This is a genomic window from Herminiimonas sp. GW821-FHT09C12, assembly GCF_059416385.1.
This window is the reverse complement of record NZ_JBWKPC010000002.1, coordinates 1186522-1208236: the sequence shown is the minus strand read 5'-3', so window position 1 is coordinate 1208236 and position 21715 is coordinate 1186522. Positions and strand designations below refer to the sequence as shown.

Annotated in this window: 14 protein-coding genes; 6 read left to right on the top strand and 8 right to left on the bottom strand. The window is 50.5% G+C overall.

The genetic code is table 11. The features are described 5' to 3' along the window. The first annotated feature begins 25 nt into the window (after positions 1 to 25). The 5 genes from AC07N2_RS15470 to AC07N2_RS15450 all read left to right on the top strand — a co-directional run bounded on the left by AC07N2_RS15470 (position 26) and on the right by AC07N2_RS15450 (position 9077). Positions 26 to 6826 carry a hemagglutinin repeat-containing protein gene (locus tag AC07N2_RS15470; RefSeq protein ID WP_494779052.1) on the top strand — a complete coding sequence of 2267 codons (6801 nt, stop codon included), beginning with the start codon at positions 26 to 28 and terminating at the stop codon, positions 6824 to 6826. Continuing rightward, positions 6823 to 7209: a hypothetical protein gene (locus tag AC07N2_RS15465; protein WP_494779051.1), complete on the top strand. Its 387-nt coding sequence runs from the start codon at positions 6823 to 6825 to the stop codon at positions 7207 to 7209. The genes AC07N2_RS15470 and AC07N2_RS15465 overlap by 4 nt, the downstream gene beginning before the upstream one ends. A gap of 52 nt (positions 7210 to 7261) precedes the next feature. Next, complete coding sequence (locus tag AC07N2_RS15460; protein WP_494779050.1) at positions 7262 to 7717, top strand: hypothetical protein; 456 nt, start codon at positions 7262 to 7264, stop codon at positions 7715 to 7717. 15 nt (positions 7718 to 7732) lie between these two features. Continuing rightward, positions 7733 to 8299, top strand: coding sequence for a hypothetical protein (locus AC07N2_RS15455; protein WP_494779049.1), 567 nt, complete (start codon positions 7733 to 7735; stop codon positions 8297 to 8299). A 121-nt stretch (positions 8300 to 8420) separates the two neighbouring features. Beyond that, positions 8421 to 9077: a DUF1345 domain-containing protein gene (locus AC07N2_RS15450; RefSeq protein ID WP_494779048.1), complete on the top strand. Its 657-nt coding sequence runs from the start codon at positions 8421 to 8423 to the stop codon at positions 9075 to 9077. A 23-nt stretch (positions 9078 to 9100) separates the two neighbouring features. Here the strand turns inward: AC07N2_RS15450 and AC07N2_RS15445 are convergent, their stop codons facing one another. The 8 genes from AC07N2_RS15445 to dapC all read right to left on the bottom strand — a co-directional run bounded on the left by AC07N2_RS15445 (position 9101) and on the right by dapC (position 17942). Continuing rightward, complete coding sequence (locus AC07N2_RS15445; RefSeq protein WP_494779047.1) at positions 9101 to 9934, bottom strand: Rossmann-like and DUF2520 domain-containing protein; 834 nt, start codon at positions 9932 to 9934, stop codon at positions 9101 to 9103. Between the two features lie 18 nt (positions 9935 to 9952). Next, positions 9953 to 11923 carry an ATP-binding cassette domain-containing protein gene (locus AC07N2_RS15440; RefSeq protein WP_494779264.1) on the bottom strand — a complete coding sequence of 657 codons (1971 nt, stop codon included), beginning with the start codon at positions 11921 to 11923 and terminating at the stop codon, positions 9953 to 9955. A gap of 257 nt (positions 11924 to 12180) precedes the next feature. After that, entirely contained in the window at positions 12181 to 13071 is an 891-nt protein-coding gene (prmB, locus tag AC07N2_RS15435) for a 50S ribosomal protein L3 N(5)-glutamine methyltransferase (protein WP_494779046.1), read from the bottom strand. A gap of 114 nt (positions 13072 to 13185) precedes the next feature. Beyond that, entirely contained in the window at positions 13186 to 14313 is a 1128-nt protein-coding gene (gene dapE / locus AC07N2_RS15430; RefSeq protein ID WP_494779045.1) for a succinyl-diaminopimelate desuccinylase, read from the bottom strand. A 3-nt stretch (positions 14314 to 14316) separates the two neighbouring features. Further along, positions 14317 to 14670: an ArsC family reductase gene (locus tag AC07N2_RS15425; protein ID WP_494779044.1), complete on the bottom strand. Its 354-nt coding sequence runs from the start codon at positions 14668 to 14670 to the stop codon at positions 14317 to 14319. Between the two features lie 2 nt (positions 14671 to 14672). Continuing rightward, positions 14673 to 15800 carry a PilT/PilU family type 4a pilus ATPase gene (locus AC07N2_RS15420; protein WP_494779043.1) on the bottom strand — a complete coding sequence of 376 codons (1128 nt, stop codon included), beginning with the start codon at positions 15798 to 15800 and terminating at the stop codon, positions 14673 to 14675. Between the two features lie 49 nt (positions 15801 to 15849). Continuing rightward, positions 15850 to 16674 (bottom strand): 2,3,4,5-tetrahydropyridine-2,6-dicarboxylate N-succinyltransferase, encoded by an 825-nt coding sequence (dapD, locus tag AC07N2_RS15415; RefSeq protein WP_076591049.1) that lies wholly within the window; start codon positions 16672 to 16674, stop codon positions 15850 to 15852. Between the two features lie 41 nt (positions 16675 to 16715). Further along, positions 16716 to 17942: a succinyldiaminopimelate transaminase gene (dapC, locus tag AC07N2_RS15410; protein ID WP_494779042.1), complete on the bottom strand. Its 1227-nt coding sequence runs from the start codon at positions 17940 to 17942 to the stop codon at positions 16716 to 16718. A gap of 229 nt (positions 17943 to 18171) precedes the next feature. Here dapC and smc point away from each other — a divergent pair, with 229 nt between their 5' ends. Then, positions 18172 to 21699 (top strand): chromosome segregation protein SMC, encoded by a 3528-nt coding sequence (gene smc, locus AC07N2_RS15405; RefSeq protein ID WP_494779041.1) that lies wholly within the window; start codon positions 18172 to 18174, stop codon positions 21697 to 21699. Positions 21700 to 21715 lie beyond the last annotated feature (16 nt).

The following is a 21715-nucleotide window of genomic DNA, read 5'->3' as shown; positions in this document are numbered from 1 at the left end:
TTAATAAATCAAGCAGGGAGCAGACATGAACAAGAATCTATATCGCATCGTCTTTAATAAAGCGCGCGGCATCTTGATGGTGGTCGCAGAGAACACATCTGCGCAGGGCAAGGGTGATGCTGCTCCATTAACTTCCAGTATCACCAAACAGGTGCTGCGCGGGATGCAGCGTTGCATGCAAATTACGCAGATATCTTTTGCAGCAAAGCTTGCTGCTGGTGTCATGAGCTTGATCATGCCATTGGCACATGCACAGATCGTCGCTGATCCAAGTGCCCCACATAATCAACGTCCTACCATTCTTGAGACAGCAAATGGCTTGCCACAGGTCAATATCCAGACGCCGTCTGCTGCAGGTGTTTCTCGCAATACCTACAGTCAGTTCGATGTACAGAGTAATGGCGCCATTCTCAACAACAGCCGGACCAACGTACAAACGCAAACAGGCGGTTGGGTACAAGCCAACCCGTGGTTGGTAAATGGAACCGCGCGTGTAATTTTGAACGAAGTTAATTCCAGTAATCCCAGTCAGTTACGAGGGTTCGTTGAGGTAGCAGGGCAAAGAGCTGAAGTCATCATTGCTAATCCAGCAGGCATTCAGGTCAATGGCGGTGGTTTCATCAATGCTGACCGTGTCACGTTGACGACCGGTAAGGCAGTCATGAACCCTGCAAACGGATCGCTGGATAGCTATCGGATTTCACAAGGTGTGGTCAGTGTCGATGGTCTTGGTCTGGATACGCGTACCGCGAGCTATACCGATATTCTTGCAAGATCCGTTCAGGTCAATGCAGGTATTTGGGCTGATCGCCTGCATGTTGTTACAGGCGCTAACGAGGTCCGCACCAATAGCGCAGACTACCCAGGGAATATGGTGCAGGTTACGCCGATTGCTGCAACTGGCTCGACCCCGCAATTCAGTCTCGATGTTGCTGCATTGGGCGGGATGTATGCAGGCCATATCTATCTGGTAGGCAGCGAGAATGGTTTGGGCGTACGCAACCAAGGCGTCATGAATGCAGCAAGCGGTAATCTGGTTCTCTTGTCGAACGGTTTTCTGACAAACGAAGGAGCAATTCAAGCCGTATCGTCGAATGGTAGTGGCGGCAATCTCAGAATTGAGACGACTGGCTCTATCAATAACGTCGGTGCAACTGCTGTTATCAGTGCGCAGGAGCACGCGACGATTACGGCGGCAGCTCTGACCAACACCGTTGGTGCCAGGATAGATGCGACGAGTTCGCTCATTGTGACGGCTGATTCTGTGAGCAATGCAGGCAAGCTCGGCGCAGGCGAAGCTGTAACTGTAAGTGCACAGAGCATAGATAACGCTGTTACGGGGGAGATAGCGAGTGCCACGACGCTTGCCATCACTGCGGACTCAGTGAGCAATGCAGGCCGGCTGGTCGCAGGCGAAGCTGTAACTGTAAGTGCACAGAGCATAGATAACGCTGTTACGGGGGAGATAGCGAGTGCTACGACGCTCGCCATCACTGCGGACTCAGTAAGCAATGCAGGCAGACTGGTCGCAGGCGAAGCTGTAACTGTAAGTGCACAGAGCGTAGATAATGTTGTTACGGGGGAGATAGCGGGTACCAAGACGCTCACCATCATTGCTGACTCAGTGAACAATGCAGGCAAGCTCGGTGCAGGTGAAGTGGCAACCATAAGTGCGCAGAGCATAGGCAACGCGGCAACTGGTGAGATAGCTAGTGCCAAGACGCTCGTCATTACGGCTGAGTCAGTGGTCAATGCGGGTAGGCTTGTCGCAGATGAAGCCATTACTGTCAACGTCGTAGACATAGACAACGCGGCCACAGGTGAGATTGCCGGTGCCATGACCACAATTACGTCCACCCGCAGCCTTACCAACCGGGGACTGATCGATGGCAATGAGACCTTGCTTCAGGCGCGAACGTTGGACAATATCGGCACTGGCCGTATCTATGGCGATCATCTCGGTATTGCAGCGGAGGCTCTTACTAACGACACGGAAACTACCAACGGCATTCGTTCAGATGCGGTGATTGCTGCACGTGAGCGACTAGATCTCGGTGTGGGAACATTCGATAATCGAAATGATGCGTTGCTCTTCAGTGCGGGTACAGGAGTAGATGCTCTTAATGTTGGCGGCAGTCTTGATGCGCAAGCACATGCTACCGGTACGGCAGGTACGATCAATAATAAGGCTGCCACTATTGAATCGCTGGGTGGAGTAACGATCTCGGCGCAGCAGATTAATAACATCAATCCTGATTTCAGTACGAGGACGGACACGAGCAGTAACGCTACCTATGTCCATTATGTTCGACTGGGCGGGACTCGCTACCTTGAGAGTGCATTGGGTCGCTGCTTCAAATGTGCATCGGACAGATTTGATAGCGGTGATCCTAGCCTTCCGCGTTTGGAGTACGTTGCTCCGAGTAGCGCATATCCTTTTGAGGCAGGTTATTCGCGCGTGCCTTATCAACTCACTTACTTAGATCCCGAACTTGGGGATTACGTAAATTATGATTATCCAACAAACAGTTCTGTGTGGACGCTCTTTAACGTGCCAGTGGGTGATCAGGTAACGTTGAGAAGTCGTCTTCTCAGTTATAACCAGAATATGATTTCTCGTTCTTATAGAGATTTCTACCAAATCTGGGTAACGAGTACGCAGATCGTACAGACTGTTGTGGACAATCCTGGGGCACCTGGACGCATCATCTCTGGTGGAGGGATGACACTCTCGGGTGGCGGCATCCTCAATGACAATAGCCAGATTCTGGCCGGTGGTAATCTTGATATCACTGGTAGCAGTCTGACCAATACTGAAACGTCAGGCCAGCGGGTAGTTACTGATTTCGGTTCATTCCGCGGTGATAGCGTGAAATACAAAGGGTATGGCATACATGCAGGTTACTTCGGTAGTGGTGCTTACGCCGAAGTGGTTGAAAGTGTAACTACCAAACTCGATACCTCGGTTGCCAAAGGTAATATCAGCACGACTGGAAGTGGTACACAAGTGGAGGGCCGCACCGCACTCAGCGCACCTACCAGCAGTCTCATCCGTTACACGCATGATCCTGCGGCCACCGCTCTTTATCAGGTTGATCCTCGTTTCACTAGTCAGCAATGGCTTTCCAGTGACTACATGCTGCAGGAATTAGCCGCCGATCCGAACACAATGCAAAAACGTTTAGGTGATGGCTTTTACGAGCAGAAGCTCGTGCGTGAACAGGTTGCAGAACTCACTGGACGTAGATTCCTTGATGGCTATGCCAGTGATGAAGCTCAGTACCATGCATTGATGGAAGCAGGGGTAGCCTATGCCAAACAATGGGAACTGGTCCCAGGCGTGAGCCTCACTCCTGCGCAGATGGCGCAACTCACCAGTGACATTGTCTGGCTCGTAGCACAGGAGGTTGTGCTACCGGATGGAAGTACAACAATAGCCTTGGTGCCGCAAGTCTATGTTATGCCAAGGGAAGGAGATCTTGCCGCCAATGGCTCCTTGTTAGCTGGGCAGAACGTCAATATCCAACTCTCTGGAGCTCTTACGAATTCCGGGACTATCGCTGGACGCAACGTAACGCAGATCAACGCAAATAACGTGCAGAATTTGGGTGACATCGCAGCTAAGGCAGTCAGCGTGGTTGCACAGCAGGATTTGGTCAATCTCGGTGGCCGTATTATTGCTGAAGAGGGGCTCATCGCCGCGGCAGGCCGGGATCTTATTGTACAGAGCACAACCAGCACGGGATCCGCTACATCGGGCCGTTCCAATAGTAGTCTCACACAGATCGATCGCGTGGCCGGTCTATATGTTACTGGCGATAAGGGCATACTCGTTGCCAGCGCAGGAAACGACTTTAGCGTTCTGGCAGGCGTGCTTTCCAGCACCGGTGATATTCAAGTCACTGCGGGTAATAACGTGAATCTTGGCACGGTAGATACTTCATATAAGAGCGACCTCACGGCTAATGATCGTAACTACATGCGTGCGTCGGGTACGCAGGAGGTTGGTAGTCAGATCGTCTCTGGCGGTAATACTACTTTTGTGGCTGGCAATGATTTCAATGCCCGGGCGGCCTCTGTTAATGCTGAGGGGAATTTGGTAGTCGGTGCCGAAGGAGATATCCAGATCACTGAAGGTCGTGCTATTAGCCAAAGCGATGATGCCCGCTATGCAAAGAGCAAAGGCTTTCTTTCTTCATCCAGTACAGAAAGCCGCGAACAAAGCTTGAGTGATAGCGCTATTGGCAGCAACTTCGGAGGCAAGACGATTACGCTTGTGTCAGGAGGGGATACTTTAATTCGTGGTTCCAGCATTATTGGTGACGAAGACACTACCGTGGTTGCAGGTGAAAATCTCACCATCGAGGCGGCGACCAATACCAGTCAGTCCAGCAGTTTCTACGAGTCGAAAAAGAGTGGCCTCTTTAGCGGAGGAGGACTGAGTGTCACACTCGGCAAGCAGCAACTGAATGTTGATAAAGAAAGACAGTCCACTACCGCTTCAGCTAGTACAGTGGGCAGTATCGGTGGTGACGTCAAGCTAGTAGCCGGACAGACCTATAGTCAAATTGGTAGTGATGTGCTGGCTCCAGCGGGCGACATCATGATCGCAGCAAAAAAGGTTGATATTGTTGCCGCTACCAATACAGACTCCAATACTACCGAGCAGCGCTTCAAGCAAAGTGGGCTCACGCTCGCTATTAGCAGTCCGGTGATTAGTGCTATTCAGACTGTGCAACACATGGCAGATGCTTCGAGTAAAACGCAAGATGGTCGTATGCAAGCTCTGGCTGGCGCTACGTCTGCGTTGGCAGTAAACAATGCTTATGATGCCATTCAGAGAGGTCAGGGGACGACGATAGGTGGTAAAGACAATCAGATGCCAATGAAAGACGCTAATGGCGATCCGTCCAGTCGCGATGCCACGGTTGCTGAGCAGGCTGGCGGGGTCAATCTTAGTATCAGTATTGGTGCCTCTAGCAGCCAGAGCAAGACTACTCAGACCAGCACACAAGCAGCCGGATCGAGCGTCATGGCAGGAGGTGATGTAAGTATTGTTGCTAGTGGAGCAGGGGGGGATTCAGATGTTACTGTTCATGGTTCGAATATAAGCGCCGGTAGCAATGTGCTCATCGCAGCAGAAAACGAAATAAATCTGATTGCCGCACAAAATACGGATGAGCAGCACAGCACCAACAAAAGCAGCAGCGGCAGTATCGGTCTCAGTATTGGTACTAGCGGTTTTGGCGTGACGGCATCGGCAAGCTCCGGTCGTGGCAATGCTGATGGTAGTGACGTAAGCTGGACCAACACCCATGTCAATGCGGGAAATCAACTTGCGCTTGTTTCAGGCAGTGATACCAATTTGATTGGTGCGGTAGTTAGTGGCAAACAAGTAATAGCGAATGTAGGTGGGGATTTGAATATTGAAAGCTTGCAAGACACCAGCAAATACGATAGCAAGCAGAAAAACATTGGTGGCAGTGTCACCATTGGTGCTGGTATGTCTGGCAGCATTAGTTACAGTAAGAGTAGCGCTAATAGTGATTATGCAAGCGTAACGGAACAATCAGGTATTAAAGCCGGTGATGATGGATTCCAAATCAAGGTAGGTGGTAATACTGATCTGAAAGGTGCCGTCATTGCCAGCACAGAACAGGCGGTATTAGATGATAAGAACATTCTTGTTACAGCAAGTCTTACTGCTAGCGACATTGCGAATCATGCCGAGGCTAGTGCAAAAAGTAGTGGTATTAGTCTTTCAAGCGACATGGCAACACAAGGTAGTTACGGCATAGCCAAAGGCGTGATCGGAACGTTGATGAACAACGGTAAAGAGTCAGACTCTTCAACGGGTGTTACTCGTAGCGCGGTCGAGTCAGGTCTTATTGTACTTACCGATGAAACGGCACAACAGGCATTGACTGGAAAAACGGCAGATGAAACGATTGCCAGTTTGAATCGCGATACAGCCAATGCACAGCATGCTGCGCGGAAGCTAGATGTCGGTGCATTACTAGAAACAGTAGAGGCAGAACGTGCGATCAAGCAAGAGGCATTCAAGCAAACTACGATAGTAACGGATGCAATTTATAGATCAGCCACGGGACCTAAAAAAATACTCTTACAGAAATGTAATGGACAAGGGAAGGACTGTAGTTCAGTGGAGGTTGATATGAACACTCATAAGATCGTGACTGGGCCTAATGGTCAAGTATATGTTTTTAACCATGGGATCATGAATACAGAACGGGAGGCTCTGGATAATGCAGTAAGGCAAAGCGATCCAAATGCACTTGAGCAAGGAGTATATGTCGTGATTAATCCACACACTGGCAGTGCTCTTGCAGAGGTAATGTATGCGGCGTGGGACACAGTTGGTGCACCAACTTTTGGTATCAGTAACGCGAGTGAAGCGAACATTGATTTGCGTGATCAAGTCAAAGCTGTTGGTGGAACGATTGTTGAGGTCGATCATAGCCGCGGGAACATTACAAGTTATAACGCGACACAGGCGCAAATCAATATGGGGCAGACGGATGTGCCAATAAGCACGGTACAGATGAATGGCTCCCCTGTTAATGCAGGGGCTGCACAGTTGGCGTTAAATGCAGCTACAGGATCAATTGCAAGCGTATTTCAATCGACGCATAAGAATGATTTTGTGAGTACGTTCTTTGGTAGCAATCCAGCAACCGGTGGTTTAACAAGCAGTTTTGGTGACTCCCATGGAAGTTATGGTCCGAACGTGAAGGATGCAGATGCAGATAGGATTTGGGGAGTAGGGGTGAATAGTTTATCTTTGCCTGCTAGGATTTTTCCATGAAGCGATATTTTTTTCTTATTTTTGGCGGACTATTTATGACCTCTTGCGCCATAACTTATATGGATTTGCCTTCAGCTTCTGAAGAAGATTTTTGGCGCAAGCCAGGTTATACGAAGAAAAATGTAACTTACTTTCTTTGGCAGGTTTGTGGATACAAAACGTATCGATCATTCGTGAAAGAAAACCCTGGAAGGGACTTAAAGTCGTTAAGTGTGAAATGGGAGGAGATCAATAAATTTTCTGAGGAATGTATGCTGTCAAATGGATTTTCTTATGAGGATAAGCCTAAAGGCTATCAAGAAAATAAGAATGGTGGTCGTTGTCGCTGGCCAGATATTCAGCACTATCCTTCATGTCAGACACTAGTTAATTTGCGCCAGTAAGCGATACCTCTAAAACTAAACAAGTTGTTCATATCTATCTAATAAATAAATTATGCATAAATTTTTTCTTTCTTTCTTTGTCATTTTTTTACTCACAGGTTGTGCCAATACTAGTAGTGGAACTCGTAAATCGTCTGGGGAAAAGACGGATGTTGAAGTTTGTATGACGGCGATTAAGCATTCGAATTTATTAATCGTTGATGTTCCAGCGACAGGGAGCTTTATTAGCAATAAGATGATTGTTGCTACAGTAAAAGCAACGGGTTCCAATGCTGTTGACTCTCTAGTTGGTGTTCTATCACTCTCTACTAGGCATGCAGTTGTTGTTGTCGGTGATAACGATGAAGTGACTGCTGCAACTGTAGAAGCCGCACTGGGTAAATTACCTCAGGCGACAGTGCGTTCTAAAGAGCCTTTATGTTTTGCTGGCGATGCGCAATTTGAACCGGGACTGCGGGCTGCAGCAGATGTAGCGAAAATTTCATTCTTAGCAGTCCCAAATCGTTAAATGATATCTGTCGGTATGAAGCATTTAAGCAGATGCTTTCTTCAATCACTTATCGGGCCGAGTCAGATATCCATTTCATTTTTGTTTGTAATGATATTGCAAGGGTGCGCAACTGCACCTGAGATGCCAGTTACATATGATCCCGCCACTCAGGCGCGTATTCGTGTTTTTCATGGAACCGCGGCTTACCTTCATCTGGGTGATATTTGCGATCATAGTGCTCATCCAGTTATTCATGCCGGAGTAGGGGGATTTTCCTATTTTGTAGCAAATAAAAAAATAGGAATGCCTGCGACGGATGATCTGCCATTTTCATACAATGAATACGTGATTCCGGCTGGCAGGCCGGTTACGGTAAACATGTATTGGCAAGCTCAGAAAGCGAATGGCACCTGGGATTATTGTGGTCCGTTTTATCAGATGTTTACTCCAGAAGTTGGGCAGGACTACGACACCTTAATGAAATTCAGCTGGGGCGTTTGCAAAGGCATGGAAGTGCGTAAATTGGTAATTGGTGAAAATGGGAAAGCCGATACTGTCCCGGCACCATTGGATGGCCTTCCGTTTCGTGAGTGTCGTTAGTTTCTAACTTAAGGTCTGTTTGATGTAATGCTCATACGTACCTTTTTAATCGGCGTATATTCATCGTTATAAGGAACTGCCTGAAATAGAAATTTCCTCGATATTCACAGTAATTCTGTTCATGTCTAAAATATCCCGTCTTACTCGTTCCCATTTGCGCCTGACATCGATAGTCTTGATCGGCATCATTGTCGGAATCGCTACGCCGGATTCATGGAAACTGGTGACGAGAGCTTTGGTAGGGTGGAATGTCGCAGTATGGGCGAATCTGCTGCAGATGGGATGGTTGATGACTACGTCCAGCCGTGCACGGGTCAAGGCAATTGCGGAGCGTGAGGATGCGGGTGCAGTGACAGTAGTAGGGATTTTGTCTATCGTGGCGACTTTGAGTTTGGTTGCGATCATTCTTGAGCTGACGTCAGCTAAAGGTCTATCTGGCGCATTGAAGTTCTCGCATTACGTGTTCACTGGCAGCACGGTACTTGGTTCATGGCTGCTGTTGGGGGCGATTTATACCTTTCATTACGCGCGTCTGTATTACCAATCACCTGCAGATCGAAGGGCGCTGCGCTTTCCTGATGCTGAGAGTAATCCGGATTACTGGGATTTCCTTTATTTTTCTTTCACGATCGCCGTGGCTGCTCAGACTTCTGACGTATCGGTCATGTCAGCTGGAATGCGTAAGGCTGTGCTGGCGCAATCGGTGCTTAGCTTTTTGTTCAATGCGGCCATCATTGGCTTATCAATTAATATCGCAGCGGGTTTGATCGGGACCTAATAGTATTGATCTGCTGACTAGTATTATTTCTTTCGACGCCGTGCTAGATCGGCAGCCAACTTCCCCAGTTGCTTGTAGAGCTTTCCATAGCGTTTGTCCCACGCACTGACGCTGCGATATTGCTTGATGACGGTCGCAATGTCGTTGCGTGCAATTGGTCCGGTCAGCGCTTGTTCTGGACCTATCTGTAAAACATTCTCAGTTGTTTCCCTTGCCAGTGACGCCATCATCTTTAATGCGACGTCTTGCGGTATGCCGGCCTTGCCATAGGCTTGTACGGCCGTATCCAGTAGCGTTACTAGATAATTGGAGGCGAACACCGCCGCGGCGTGATATAGCACCTTGGTATCACCTTGGATAGAAACCGTTTGCGCACCTATCTCGCTGAATAGCGGGTTCAGTACATCGAGCGCAGTCTTGTCGCCTTCTACGCCGCAATACGTCCCTGCAAAGTCCGTTACGACCTTCTCGGGCACGGCAAAGCTGCGTATCGGATGGATGCTGGCGATGGCCGCACCGCATTGGCTAGCGCTGTTTAGTATGGATGAAGGCAGGGCGCCGCTGCAGTGGAAGACGATGCTGCTTGCTGATAAGTGGCCGCTATTTGCCAAAGCCATACAGCATGCAGCAATCTCATCGTCTGGCGCTGCGATGAGGAAAATGTCTGCTGGCAGCAAGTCAGCATAGTTGCTTGCGACGCGACCTGTACTGACAAAAGCGGCAGCGCGTGTGCCGCTTTCTATCGAGGTGTTGAGGATGTCTTGAATCTGGACAGTTTGATGCTGCACCCACAAGCGCGCCAGCGTCTGGCCGACTTTGCCGCAACCGATGATGGAGAGTGATTTCGGCTTGCTCATGGGTGTTTATCCTGCTTGTCAGTTATTGGCTTGTTCCAACGCTTCCTGTTGTTCCAGCCATTCCGCCTCAAGCTGCGTGACTTCCTTGGTATAAAAACTTTGGTCGGCCAGCAACTGCTTCAACTCTTTTTTCTTCGCTGCGTCGTAGATCAAGGGATCGGCAAGCGCTGTTTCTACTACGGCTTTCTGTGCATTGCGCTTGGCGATCTGTTCTTCGAGTTTTTTGATCTTCAGTTCTATCGGTTTTCTGCGTGCAGCCAGTTTTTGACGATCTTCCGCTTCCTGTTTTTTCTGTTCACGCTTGTCTACTGATGCTGCTGCAGGAGCTGATGGCGCAACTACGCTGGCGGATTTTTCCTTGACGGCTGGCAGTGCTGCATTGCCGGCTGCGGCATTCTTGGTGGCCAGTTTGGTCTTGAACAGCCAATCTTTGTAATCGTCCAGATCGCCGTCGAATGGTTGCAGCTTGCCATCTGCGACGATGATGAATTCATCCGTGGTGGCGCGCAGTAGATGTCTATCATGCGAGACGACGACCAGCGTGCCCTCGAATTGCGCCAGTGCCATCGTTAATGCTTCGCGTGTTTCCAGATCTAAATGGTTGGTCGGTTCATCGAGCAGCAAGAGGTTAGGGCGTTGCCAGACGATCAGTGCGAGCGCCAGGCGTGCTTTTTCACCACCGGAGAATGGCGCGATCTTGCTGGTGACCATGGCACCGTTGAAGTTGAAGCTGCCGAGGAAGTTGCGCAGCTCTTGTTCACGTACAGTTGGTGCAATGTGTGCCAGATGCCACAGTGGTGATTCTTCATGACGCAGCATTTCTACCTGATGCTGGGCGAAGTAACCAATTGCGAGGCCTTTACCGAATTCCGATACGCCGCTCAACGGTTCCAGTTCTGCTGCGATGGTTTTGATCAGTGTCGATTTACCAGCGCCGTTGACGCCGAGCAGGCCGATGCGCTGACCAATTTGCAAAGAGAAGTTGATGTTGGAAACAATCTTCTTTTCCGTGATCGAGTAATCTTCATTTTCGATGCGGTAACCGGCATCGACGTTTTCCATGACCAGCAATGGATTTGGTGCAGCAGCTGGCTCGCGGAATTCAAATGAAAATTCAGCAGCAGCACGCAAAGGCGCGAGTTCTTCCATCTTCGACAAAGCCTTCATCCGGCTTTGTGCCTGACGCGCTTTACTGGCTTGCGCCTTGAAGCGGTTGATGAAGGATTCCAGATGGGCGCGTTGGCGTGTTTGCTTTTCCAGCGCGCTTTGCGCCAGAATCATTTGCGCTGCACGTTGACGTTCGAAGCCGGAGTAGTTGCCCGAGTAGCGTTTCAGTTTGCGTTCGTCGATATGCACGATGACGTTGACGACGCCATCAAGGAAGTCGCGATCATGTGAGATGACAAGCAATGTACCCGGATAGCGTTTGAGCCAGTCTTCCAGCCAGATGATGGCGTCCAGGTCCAAATGGTTGGTTGGTTCATCGAGCAGCAGCAAATCGGATGGGCACATCAAAGCTTGCGCCAGATTCAAACGCATACGCCAGCCGCCGGAGAAGCTGGCAACCGGTTGTTCCATCTGCGCCATGGTGAAGCCCAGACCAAGCAACAATTGTTCGCCACGCGAACGCACGGTGTAGGCATCGGCATCGGCCAGTGCACTATACAACTCGCCGATCAATACACCATTGTCCGTCGTGTCTGGTTCACTTTCGAGGAATGCGAGTTCTTCTTCCAGACGGCGCAAGGTCACGTCGCCGTCGATTGCGTAATCGATGGCGGAACGCTCCAGTGGCGGTGTCTCTTGCGCTACATAAGCGACGCGCCATTTAGAAGGAAAGTCGATTGTGCCTAAATCAGCATGCAACTCACCGCGCAGCAGGCCGAACAGACTGGATTTACCTGCGCCGTTGGCACCGATCAAGCCGATTTTGTCGCCCGGATTGAGCGTAACGTCGACTTTGTCGAGAAGTGGCTTGATGCCACGCATGAGAGAAACTTGTTGAAAACGGATCATGTGGTTTGTAAGCCGACAGCGCTAGACGTTATCGGCTTTGCTTCTTCAGTGAATGATTTAAAAATGGTTAGCGAAAAATGATACTGCTAACCGAAATCGCAACCCACGGCATTTCAATTGAATGCGCGGGAGCGGCGAGGGATCGACAAAATTGCATACGGTCGATCCAAACATACTTGGCTACTATCAAAAACGATCAAGGCATCATATCGATGCCATCGTTCTAAGCCTTACTGCAATTGATCTGCAGTAACCAGGAATACCATGTCGTCACCGGCACTGGTGGTCAACCAGGTCAGATTCAGTTCCGGGAATGCGGCTTCTGCGAAGGCGCGTTCATTGCCGATTTCGACCATCAGCAAACCGTTTGGTGCCAGACGTTTGCCTGCACCTGCGACGATCTTGCGTACCAAATCCATGCCATCTTCGCCGCCGGCCAGCGCGATTTGCGGTTCACGCAAATATTCCGGTGGCAGTTTGCCCATGGAGCCTGAGTTGACGTAAGGCGGATTGGTAATGATGAGGTCGTATTTGTATTCCGGCACATTGGTGTACAGATCAGACTCGATCAGTTTGATGCGATCCTGCAATTCGTATTCATCCACATTGCGTTGTGCAACGGTCAGCGCATCGGTGGAGATATCAACGGCATCGACTTGCGCATTCGGGAAGGCATCAGCCAGCATGATAGGCAGGCAGCCGGAGCCAGTGCACAGTTCAAGTATGTTGGTGACCTTGTCCGGATTGCTGACCCATGGGGAAAATTGCTCAGGGATCAATTCAGCGATGAATGAACGTGGCACGATCACGCGCTCATCCACGAAGAAGCGGTAACCGCCGAGCCAACCTTCGTTGGTGATGTAGGCAGCTGGCAGACGTTCATCGGCACGTTGTTCGATCACGCGCAAGACGGCATCAACTTCTTCTTGCAGCAAATGCGCATCGAAGAATGGATCGAGTTTGTCGAGTGGCAGTTTCAGCGTGTGCAGTATCAGGTAAGCGGCTTCATCCAGTGCATTGGTGCTGCCATGGCCGAAGAAAAGCTTCGCGGTATTAAAGCGGGTAACTGCGTAGCGCAGCAGGTCGCGAATGGTAGAGAGATCGTTAGGCTTGATAGGCATGGTTCTGTGCAACAAAGTAAAAGGATGATGTCTGATGCGACGACGATGCGATCAGGAAGGTATTCAGGCGATTTGCCGGGTGTGGCAAATCGCTTGTTCAGTTATATAGCTGCTTTACAGCAGCAGGTTTTCCATCGTACGGCGATAGATGTTTTTCAGTGGATCGATGAAGCGCACTTCGATGTGTTCATCAATTTTGTGAATGCTGCCGTTTGGTGGGCCAAATTCGACTACTTGCGGGCAAATCTGCGCGATAAAGCGACCGTCAGACGTGCCGCCAGTGGTGGACAGCTCCGTAGTCACGCCAGTCTCTGATTTGATCGCATTGCTCATCGCATCACTCAAGCTGCCTTTAGGCGTCAGGAATGGATAGCCGCTAATCGACCATTTCAAATCGTATTCGAGACCATGCTTGTCGAGGATGGCATGCACACGTTGTTGCAAGCCTTCTACCGTACTGGCAGTGCAGAAACGGAAATTGAAATCGATGACAACATTGCCCGGGATGACATTCGATGCGCCGGCACCGCCGTGCATATTCGATACTTGCCATGAAGTCGGCAGATAGTATTCATTACCGTCATCCCATTTTTCTGCAACCAGTTCTGCCAGTGCAGGTGCACATTGATGAATCGGATTGCGTGCCAATTGCGGATACGCGATATGACCTTGTATGCCTTTGACGGTGAGTTTGCCGGACATGCTGCCGCGGCGGCCGTTCTTGATCGTATCGCCCAACACATCGGAAGAGGTCGGTTCGCCGACCACGCAGTAATCGAGTTGTTCGCCGCGTGCCTTCAATGCATTACAGACGATCACAGTGCCATCGGTCGCAGGGCCTTCTTCATCACTGGTGATCAGGAAGCCGATCGAACCTTTGTGATGTGGATGTGCTGCTACGAATTCTTCCGCTGCAACGACCATGGCTGCAATCGATGTCTTCATGTCGGCTGCGCCACGACCGTACAGCTTGCCGTCACGTTGCGTAGGCACGAATGGCGGCGAAGTCCACTGATCGAGCGGGCCGGTAGGCACGACGTCGGTATGGCCGGCAAACACCAGCAGCGGTTGTGCCGTTCCTTTGCGCGCCCACAGATTGGTGACGCCATCGGATTCTATGGTTTCGCAAACGAAGCCCAGCGGTTCCAGCAATTCGATCAGGCGCGATTGGCAGCCTTTATCTTCCGGCGTAACGGAGGAGAGCGCGATCAGTTCTTCGGTCAGTGCGAGCGTCTTGCTCATAAATTAGTCTTGAAAAATTTGTTGATAAAGTTCGTCGGAAAAACCAACGCTGGATTTCTTGTCCTTGAATAAAACCGGACGCTTGATGACTGATGGTGATTCCAGCATCAGTACAGTTGCGCTGGCGTTATCGACAATCGCGGCCTTGCGTTCATCCGGCAGCTTGCGCCAGGTTGTGCCTTTGCGATTAACCAATACATCCCAAGGGACGTCGCGTAACCAGGTTTTAATCAGGTCGGCGTTGATGCCGTCTTTCTTGAAATCATGGAAGACGAAGTCGGTGCCATTGTTGGTGAGCCAGGTGCGGGCTTTTTTGACTGTGTCGCAGTTCGGTATGCCGTATAGGGTAATCGTCATGGTTACATCTTCAACGTGAATTCGGTAAAGCTTGCGCCTTGTTCTTCTTCTGGTTCATCGATCTCGATTTTTTGTGCCGAGTTGTTCAACAACCAGAATAAATTACTGGCAGAGTCTGCATGGGCCAAGGCTTCATCTTGCGTCACGATGTCATCCTTGATCAACTGCATCAATGCCTGCTCGAAAGTTTGCGAGCCTGGTGACAAACTCTTTTCAATTGCTTCCTTGATCTGCGTAATCTCACCTTGCTCGATCAGCTCGGCAATGTGGCGCGTGTTCAGCATGATTTCTACTGCGGCACGACGCTTGCCATCAATTGCGCCGATCAAACGCTGCGAAATGATTGCGCGCAAAGTTGACGATAAATCTGCCAGCAATGATTGCCGATGTTCTATCGGGTAAAAATTGATGATGCGGGTCAATGCTTGATAGCTATTGTTCGCATGCAGTGTTGCAACTACCAAATGGCCAGACTGCGCATACGCGAGTGCCGCCGTCATGGTTTCCTTGTCACGTATCTCACCGATCAAAATGCAATCGGGTGCCTGACGTAATGCATTTTTCAACGCGATAGACAGGTCAGCGGCATCGCTGCCTATTTCACGCTGGTTGACGATGGATTTTTTGTTTTTGAACAAAAATTCGATCGGATCTTCCAGGGTTAGAATATGACCGGTACTCAGCGCATTGCGATGATCTAGCATCGCTGCAATCGTGGTCGACTTACCGGAACCGGTAGAGCCGACTACCAGCAGCAAGCCACGCTTTTCCATAATCATGTCCGCCAAAATCGGCGGCAGCGCCAAACTATTCAATGCCGGAATTTCGCCAGGAACATAGCGCAACACGGCAGAGATGCTGCCGCGCTGGCGGAACGCCGATAAACGAAAACTGCCGACACCAGCAACAGGGATGCCGATATTCAGTTCGTTCTCGCGTTCCAGTTCTTCCAGCTTGGCAGCAGGGACAACTTCGCCCAACAAGGACATCACGGCATTCTGGTCCAGCTTTTGCTGATTGACGGGTACCAGATTGCCGTTGATCTTGATATGGATCGGCGAGTTGACTGCAATAAACAAGTCAGATGCTGCTTTTTCCTTCATCAGAAGAAATAACCGATCCATTGCCATAGCTGTCCCAGGTCAGATAAATGAAAACGCGTGTTGTGGCGATCTCGATTTAGTCGCGCAGCAATTCATTGATGCCGGTTTTTGCACGTGTTTTTGCATCGACGCGTTTGACGATCACTGCGCAGTACAAGCTGTATTTGCCATCAGCGGACGGCAAGTTGCCCGATACCACGACGGAACCTGCAGGGATACGGCCGTATGTGACTTCGCCGGTTGCACGATCGTAAATCTTGGTCGATTGACCGATATACACGCCCATCGAGATGACCGAGTTTTCTTCAACGATCACGCCTTCAACGATCTCCGAACGAGCGCCGATGAAGCAGTTGTCTTCGATGATGGTTGGGTTGGCTTGCATAGGTTCCAACACGCCGCCGATACCAACGCCACCGGACAAGTGAACATTTTTACCGATTTGTGCGCAGGAGCCGACAGTCGCCCATGCATCAACCATCGAGCCTTCATCGACGTAAGCGCCGATGTTGACGAAGGAAGGCATCATGACGACATTTTTGCCGATGAAGCTGCCGTGACGTGCAACTGCTGGTGGAACTACGCGGAAGCCGCCTTTAGCGAAATCTTCAGCGGTGTAGTTAGCGAACTTGGTTGGAACCTTGTCGTAGAACTGCATGTGGTCGCCGGATGGCATGGTGATGTTGTCTTCCAGACGGAAGGACAGCAAAACTGCTTTCTTGACCCATTGATTGACAACCCATGCGCCGCTGTCTTTTTGCGCAACGCGCAGTGTGCCTTCGTTCAATTGAGCGATGACTTGAGCGACTGCATTGCGTACGTCTGCAGGTGCATTTTTAGGGGAGAAATCGGTACGGTTTTCCCACGCTTGGTCGATGATCTGTTCGAGTTGTTGAGTCATGTGATGGTCTTGTCAGTTGAAAGAAATGATTACTAAGAAAATTACGCGGAAGTATTGGTATTTTGTATAACTAAGTTTTTCGCGAATTCGACGATGCGTTGTGCTGCTTCCAGGCATTCATCCACCTCGGCGACCAGCGCCATGCGGATGCGATTCTGTCCCGGATTGATGCCATGCGCTTCGCGGCCCAGATAACTGCCCGGCAATACCGTGACATTATATTCGGCATAGAGGCGCTTCGCGAATTCAACATCGCTGATGTCTACGAGCTTGTCGACCTTGGCCCACAGGTAGAAACCGGCGTCCGGCAGGGCAACATCCATCACTTCTTGCAGTAATGGTGTGACTTGCTTGAATTTGGTGATGTATTTTTCACGATTTTCAATCACGTGCTGCTCGTCGTTCCATGCGGCAATAGATGCGCTTTGTACAGATGGGCTCATTGCGCTACCGTGATAGGTGCGGTACAGCAGGAATTGCTTCAGAATTTCTGCATCGCCAGCGACAAAGCCTGAGCGCATGCCCGGCACGTTCGAGCGTTTGGACAAGCTGGAGAAGCCAATCAGGCGTGGATAACCAGTGCGTCCCAGCTTGTGTGCAGCTTCCAAACCGCCCAGCGGTGCCTCTGCCTTGAAGTAAATCTCGGAATAGCATTCATCTGCGGCGATGACAAAACCGTAGCGATCCGACAATGCAAACAATTCAGCCCAGTCTTCGAGTGTCAGGACTGCACCGGCAGGATTGCCCGGCGAGCAGATATAAACCAATTGCACGCGCGACCAGACGTCCGGCGTAACGCTGGCAAAGTCAGGCGCAAAGTTGCGTGCAGGATCGCAATTGACGAAATATGGTTCGGCACCGGCCAGATAGGCGGCGCCTTCGTAAATTTGGTAAAGCGGGTTAGGACAAATCACCAATGCTTGCTTGCTTGGGTCAATCACGGTTTGCGCCAGCGCAAACAGGGCTTCGCGCGAACCGTTGACTGGCAGCACTTGCGTGACTGGATTCAGTTTAGGCAAGTTATAGCGACGCTCGAGCCAGCCAGCGATCGTGGCGCGCAACGCTTCTGTGCCAGCGGTGGTCGGGTAAACTGCCAAACCATCCAGATTATCTGCCAGAGCTTTCTGGATGAAAGCCGGCGTTGGATGCTTGGGTTCACCAATACCCAGACTGATAGGGCGATAAGCAGCGTTCGGAGTGACACTCGCGAACAATTGCTTCAGTTTTTCGAATGGGTACGGTTGTAGCTGATTCAGAAGTGGATTCACGGCGGAGAGCTAAAAATGTGTGGAAAGTGTTAATTCGCACGAGGTTCAAAGTGGCAACATTATACCGCCCATGGCGACAGAACCGCTGCATGTGGAAAGTGTTACTTCAAATGCTTGGAATCGTTGTTCCAAATGCTATGATTAGCCCCTTTTACGGCCTCTTTTGCCGCGTCCGCCAACTTGGCTGGATACTTAATTTGAGCTGCATATTCTAGGAACGGTCGATAACGTGCGTTTAACTTCCATTAAATTATCTGGATTCAAGTCTTTCGTTGATCCGACGAATTTTCAAGTGCCGGGTCAATTGGTTGGTGTCGTAGGGCCTAACGGTTGCGGTAAATCCAACATCATTGATGCTGTGCGCTGGGTTTTGGGTGAATCCAAGGCTTCCGAGTTGCGCGGCGAATCGATGCAAGACGTTATTTTTAACGGTACTACGCATCGCAAACCGGCTGGTCGATCATCGGTCGAACTGGTGTTTGATAACGGCGAGGGCAAGGCTGCCGGTCAATGGAGCCAATACGCAGAAATCGCGGTCAAGCGCACACTGACGCGTGACGGCACCTCGACTTACTACATCAATAATCAGGCGGTACGCCGTCGCGATATTCAAGATATTTTCCTCGGTACCGGCCTCGGTCCACGCGCTTACGCGATCATCGGACAGGGCATGATTTCGCGCATTATCGAAGCGCGCCCGGAAGAGCTACGTATCTTCCTGGAAGAAGCTGCCGGTGTTTCGAAGTACAAAGAACGTCGTCGCGAAACCGAGAATCGCTTGCAAGATACACGCGAGAATCTGTTGCGCGTCGAAGATATCTTGCGCGAACTGAATGCCAATCTGGAAAAGCTGCAAAGCCAGGCTGCCGTTGCGCAAAAATTCCATGAACTGCAAGCCGATCAGGATGAGAAGCAAAAACTGCTGTGGCTGTTGCGCAAGAATGAAGCCAAAGCCGAGCAGGACAAATTTTTCCGTGATATCGAAAAAGCACAAGTCGATCTGGAAGAACAAACAGCCAAGTTGCGCCATGTAGAAACCGAGCTGGAGCACATGCGTCAATCGCATTACGCTGCCGGCGATCGCATGCATCAAGCGCAAGGCCATCTGTACAAAACCAATTCAGAAATTGGTAGCCTGGAAGCGCAGATCAAGTTCGTCATCGAATCGCGCACACGTCTGCAATCGCAACTGAATTCGCTGACTGCACAGCGCGATCAATGGCAACGTCAAGGCACGCAATTCCAGGATGATCTGGTTGAGGCCGAGATGCATCTGGAAGAGCAGGCGATGCGTGTCGAGCAGTCGCAAGAAGCTGCGCAACGCGAGAACGATAGAGTGCCTGCGTTGGAACAAGCATGGCGTGAGTCGCAACTGAAAACGACGGAATCGCGCAGCAAGATTATGCAAGCGCAACAGCAGATCGAGCTGGAGTCTGCGCATCAACGTAACGCATCCAATATTTTGTCTGGCTTGACGGTACGTCGTGAACGTTTGTCGCAAGAAAAGCAGGGCTTGAACTTGCCAGACACCACGCATCTTTCCAACTTGAAAATGCAGTTGGAAGAAAAGCAGGCAACCTTGGAAGAAGCGACTGAGCAGCTTGAAGTTGCGCAAGAACAGTTGCCTAAGTTGGAAGAAGAACGCCGCGCCGCGCAACAACAAGTCAATACAGAAACAGCGAATAACGCACAACTGGAAGCACGTCTCGCTGCTTTGAAACAGTTGCAGGAGAGCGTGCAGACACAAGGCAAGGTACAGCCTTGGTTGCAAAAGCATGAGCTCGGCGAATTGCCGCGTTTGTGGCAGAAGCTGCAAATCGATCAAGGCTGGGAAACTGCGCTGGAATCGGTATTGCGCGAACGTACTTCCGCATTGGAAATGTCGAATCTTGATTGGGCCAAGTCCTTCTTCAACGATGCGCCACCAGCCAAGCTGGCTCTGTTCACACCGAATAGCACATCGTCGGAAGTAATCGAAACACCGGCCGGCTTGAAGCCTTTCTTAAACCTGTTGCAATTGAACGATCCCGGCCTGCGTGCATTGATGCAGGATTGGTTGCACAACGTGTATATCGCGGAAGATACCGCAGCCGCATTTGTCGATCGTAATAAATTGCCGACAGGCGCTTATTTCGTGACGCGCCAAGGCCATGTCATCAGCAAATCGAGTGTGCGTTTTTATGCATCCGATTCCGAACAAGATGGCATGTTGGCACGTCAGCAGGAAATCGAAAACATCACCAAGCAATTGCGCGCGCAACACATGTTGGCCGACGAAGCGAAATCGCGTTCAGTCCGTTCTGAGTCTGCATTGACGCAAGCGACACAACGTCTGCAGGAAATTCGTCAGCGGGTGAATTCCTTGACGCAGGCAGTGCATGGTTTGCAGATCGATGTGATGAAGTTGTCCGAAGTGCAGGAACGCTTCAATCAACGCAGCACACAGATCGCCACCGATCTGGAAGAGATCGCAATGCAGGAGGCTGAGCAGCAACAAGTCAAGACGGAATCGGAAGCGAAGTTCGAACAACTCGATGCCGAGTTGGGTGAGTTGCAAGAGACGCATGAAGAAGGTCAAACCGATTATCTGAGCAAAGAGCAGCAACTCAACGATGCGCGTCAACGCGTACGCGAGTTGGAACGCGCAGCACAGGAAACGGCATTTGCCGAGAAGTCGCAACGCAACAAGATTGAAGAATTGAAGCGCAGTATTGCGACAGCACTGGAGCAAGCTGCACAATTGTTTGCCAATATGCAGCAAGGCAGTCTGGAGTTGGAAAGCCTGGATGATCAAGCTGCACAAGCCGGCTTACAAACCTTGCTCGATACACGCACAGATCAGGAACGCGCATTGGCCGATGCACGTCACGAACTGGATCAACTGACGCAGCAACTGCGCGGTCATGACGAGGCGCGCATGCAAGCGGAACGTAGCCTGCAACCGCAACGCGATCGCATTACCGAGTTGCAATTGAAAGAACAAGCTGCGCGCATGAATCAAGAGCAATACGCGCAACAACTGATCGAAGCGCAGGCTGACGAAGCTGCGCTGGCAGAGAAGCTCAATGGCGATCTACGTCCTTCATATCTGCAAGGTGAGGTGACACGTTTGACGAATGCGATTGCTGCATTGGGCGCAGTCAATCTGGCGGCGCTGGATGAACTGGCGACGGCATCAGAACGTAAAAACTTCCTTGATGCACAAAATGCTGATTTGACCGAAGCGATCAACACTTTGCAGGATGCCATCAGCAAAATTGACAAGGAAACGCGCGATCTGTTGCAAGATACCTTCGACAAGGTCAATCATCACTTCGGCGAATTGTTCCCGATCCTGTTTGGTGGTGGCCAGGCAAAACTGACGATGACCGGCGAAGAAATTCTGGATTCTGGCGTACAAGTGATGGCGCAACCTCCTGGCAAGAAAAATGCAACGATTCACTTGCTCTCCGGCGGTGAAAAAGCGCTGACGGCAACGGCATTGGTGTTCTCGATGTTCCAGTTGAATCCTGCACCGTTCTGCTTGCTGGATGAGGTTGATGCACCACTGGATGATGCTAATACCGAACGTTTCTGCAATATGGTGAAACGCATGTCGGCGCATACCCAGTTCCTGTTCATCTCGCATAACAAGATTGCGATGGAAATGGCGCAGCAGTTGATTGGTGTCACGATGCAAGAGCAGGGCGTGTCGCGAATTGTGGCAGTTGATATGGAATCGGCAGCCAGCTTTGCATCGGAAGCGCAGACGGCTTGATTGTTTGCCGGCAGTA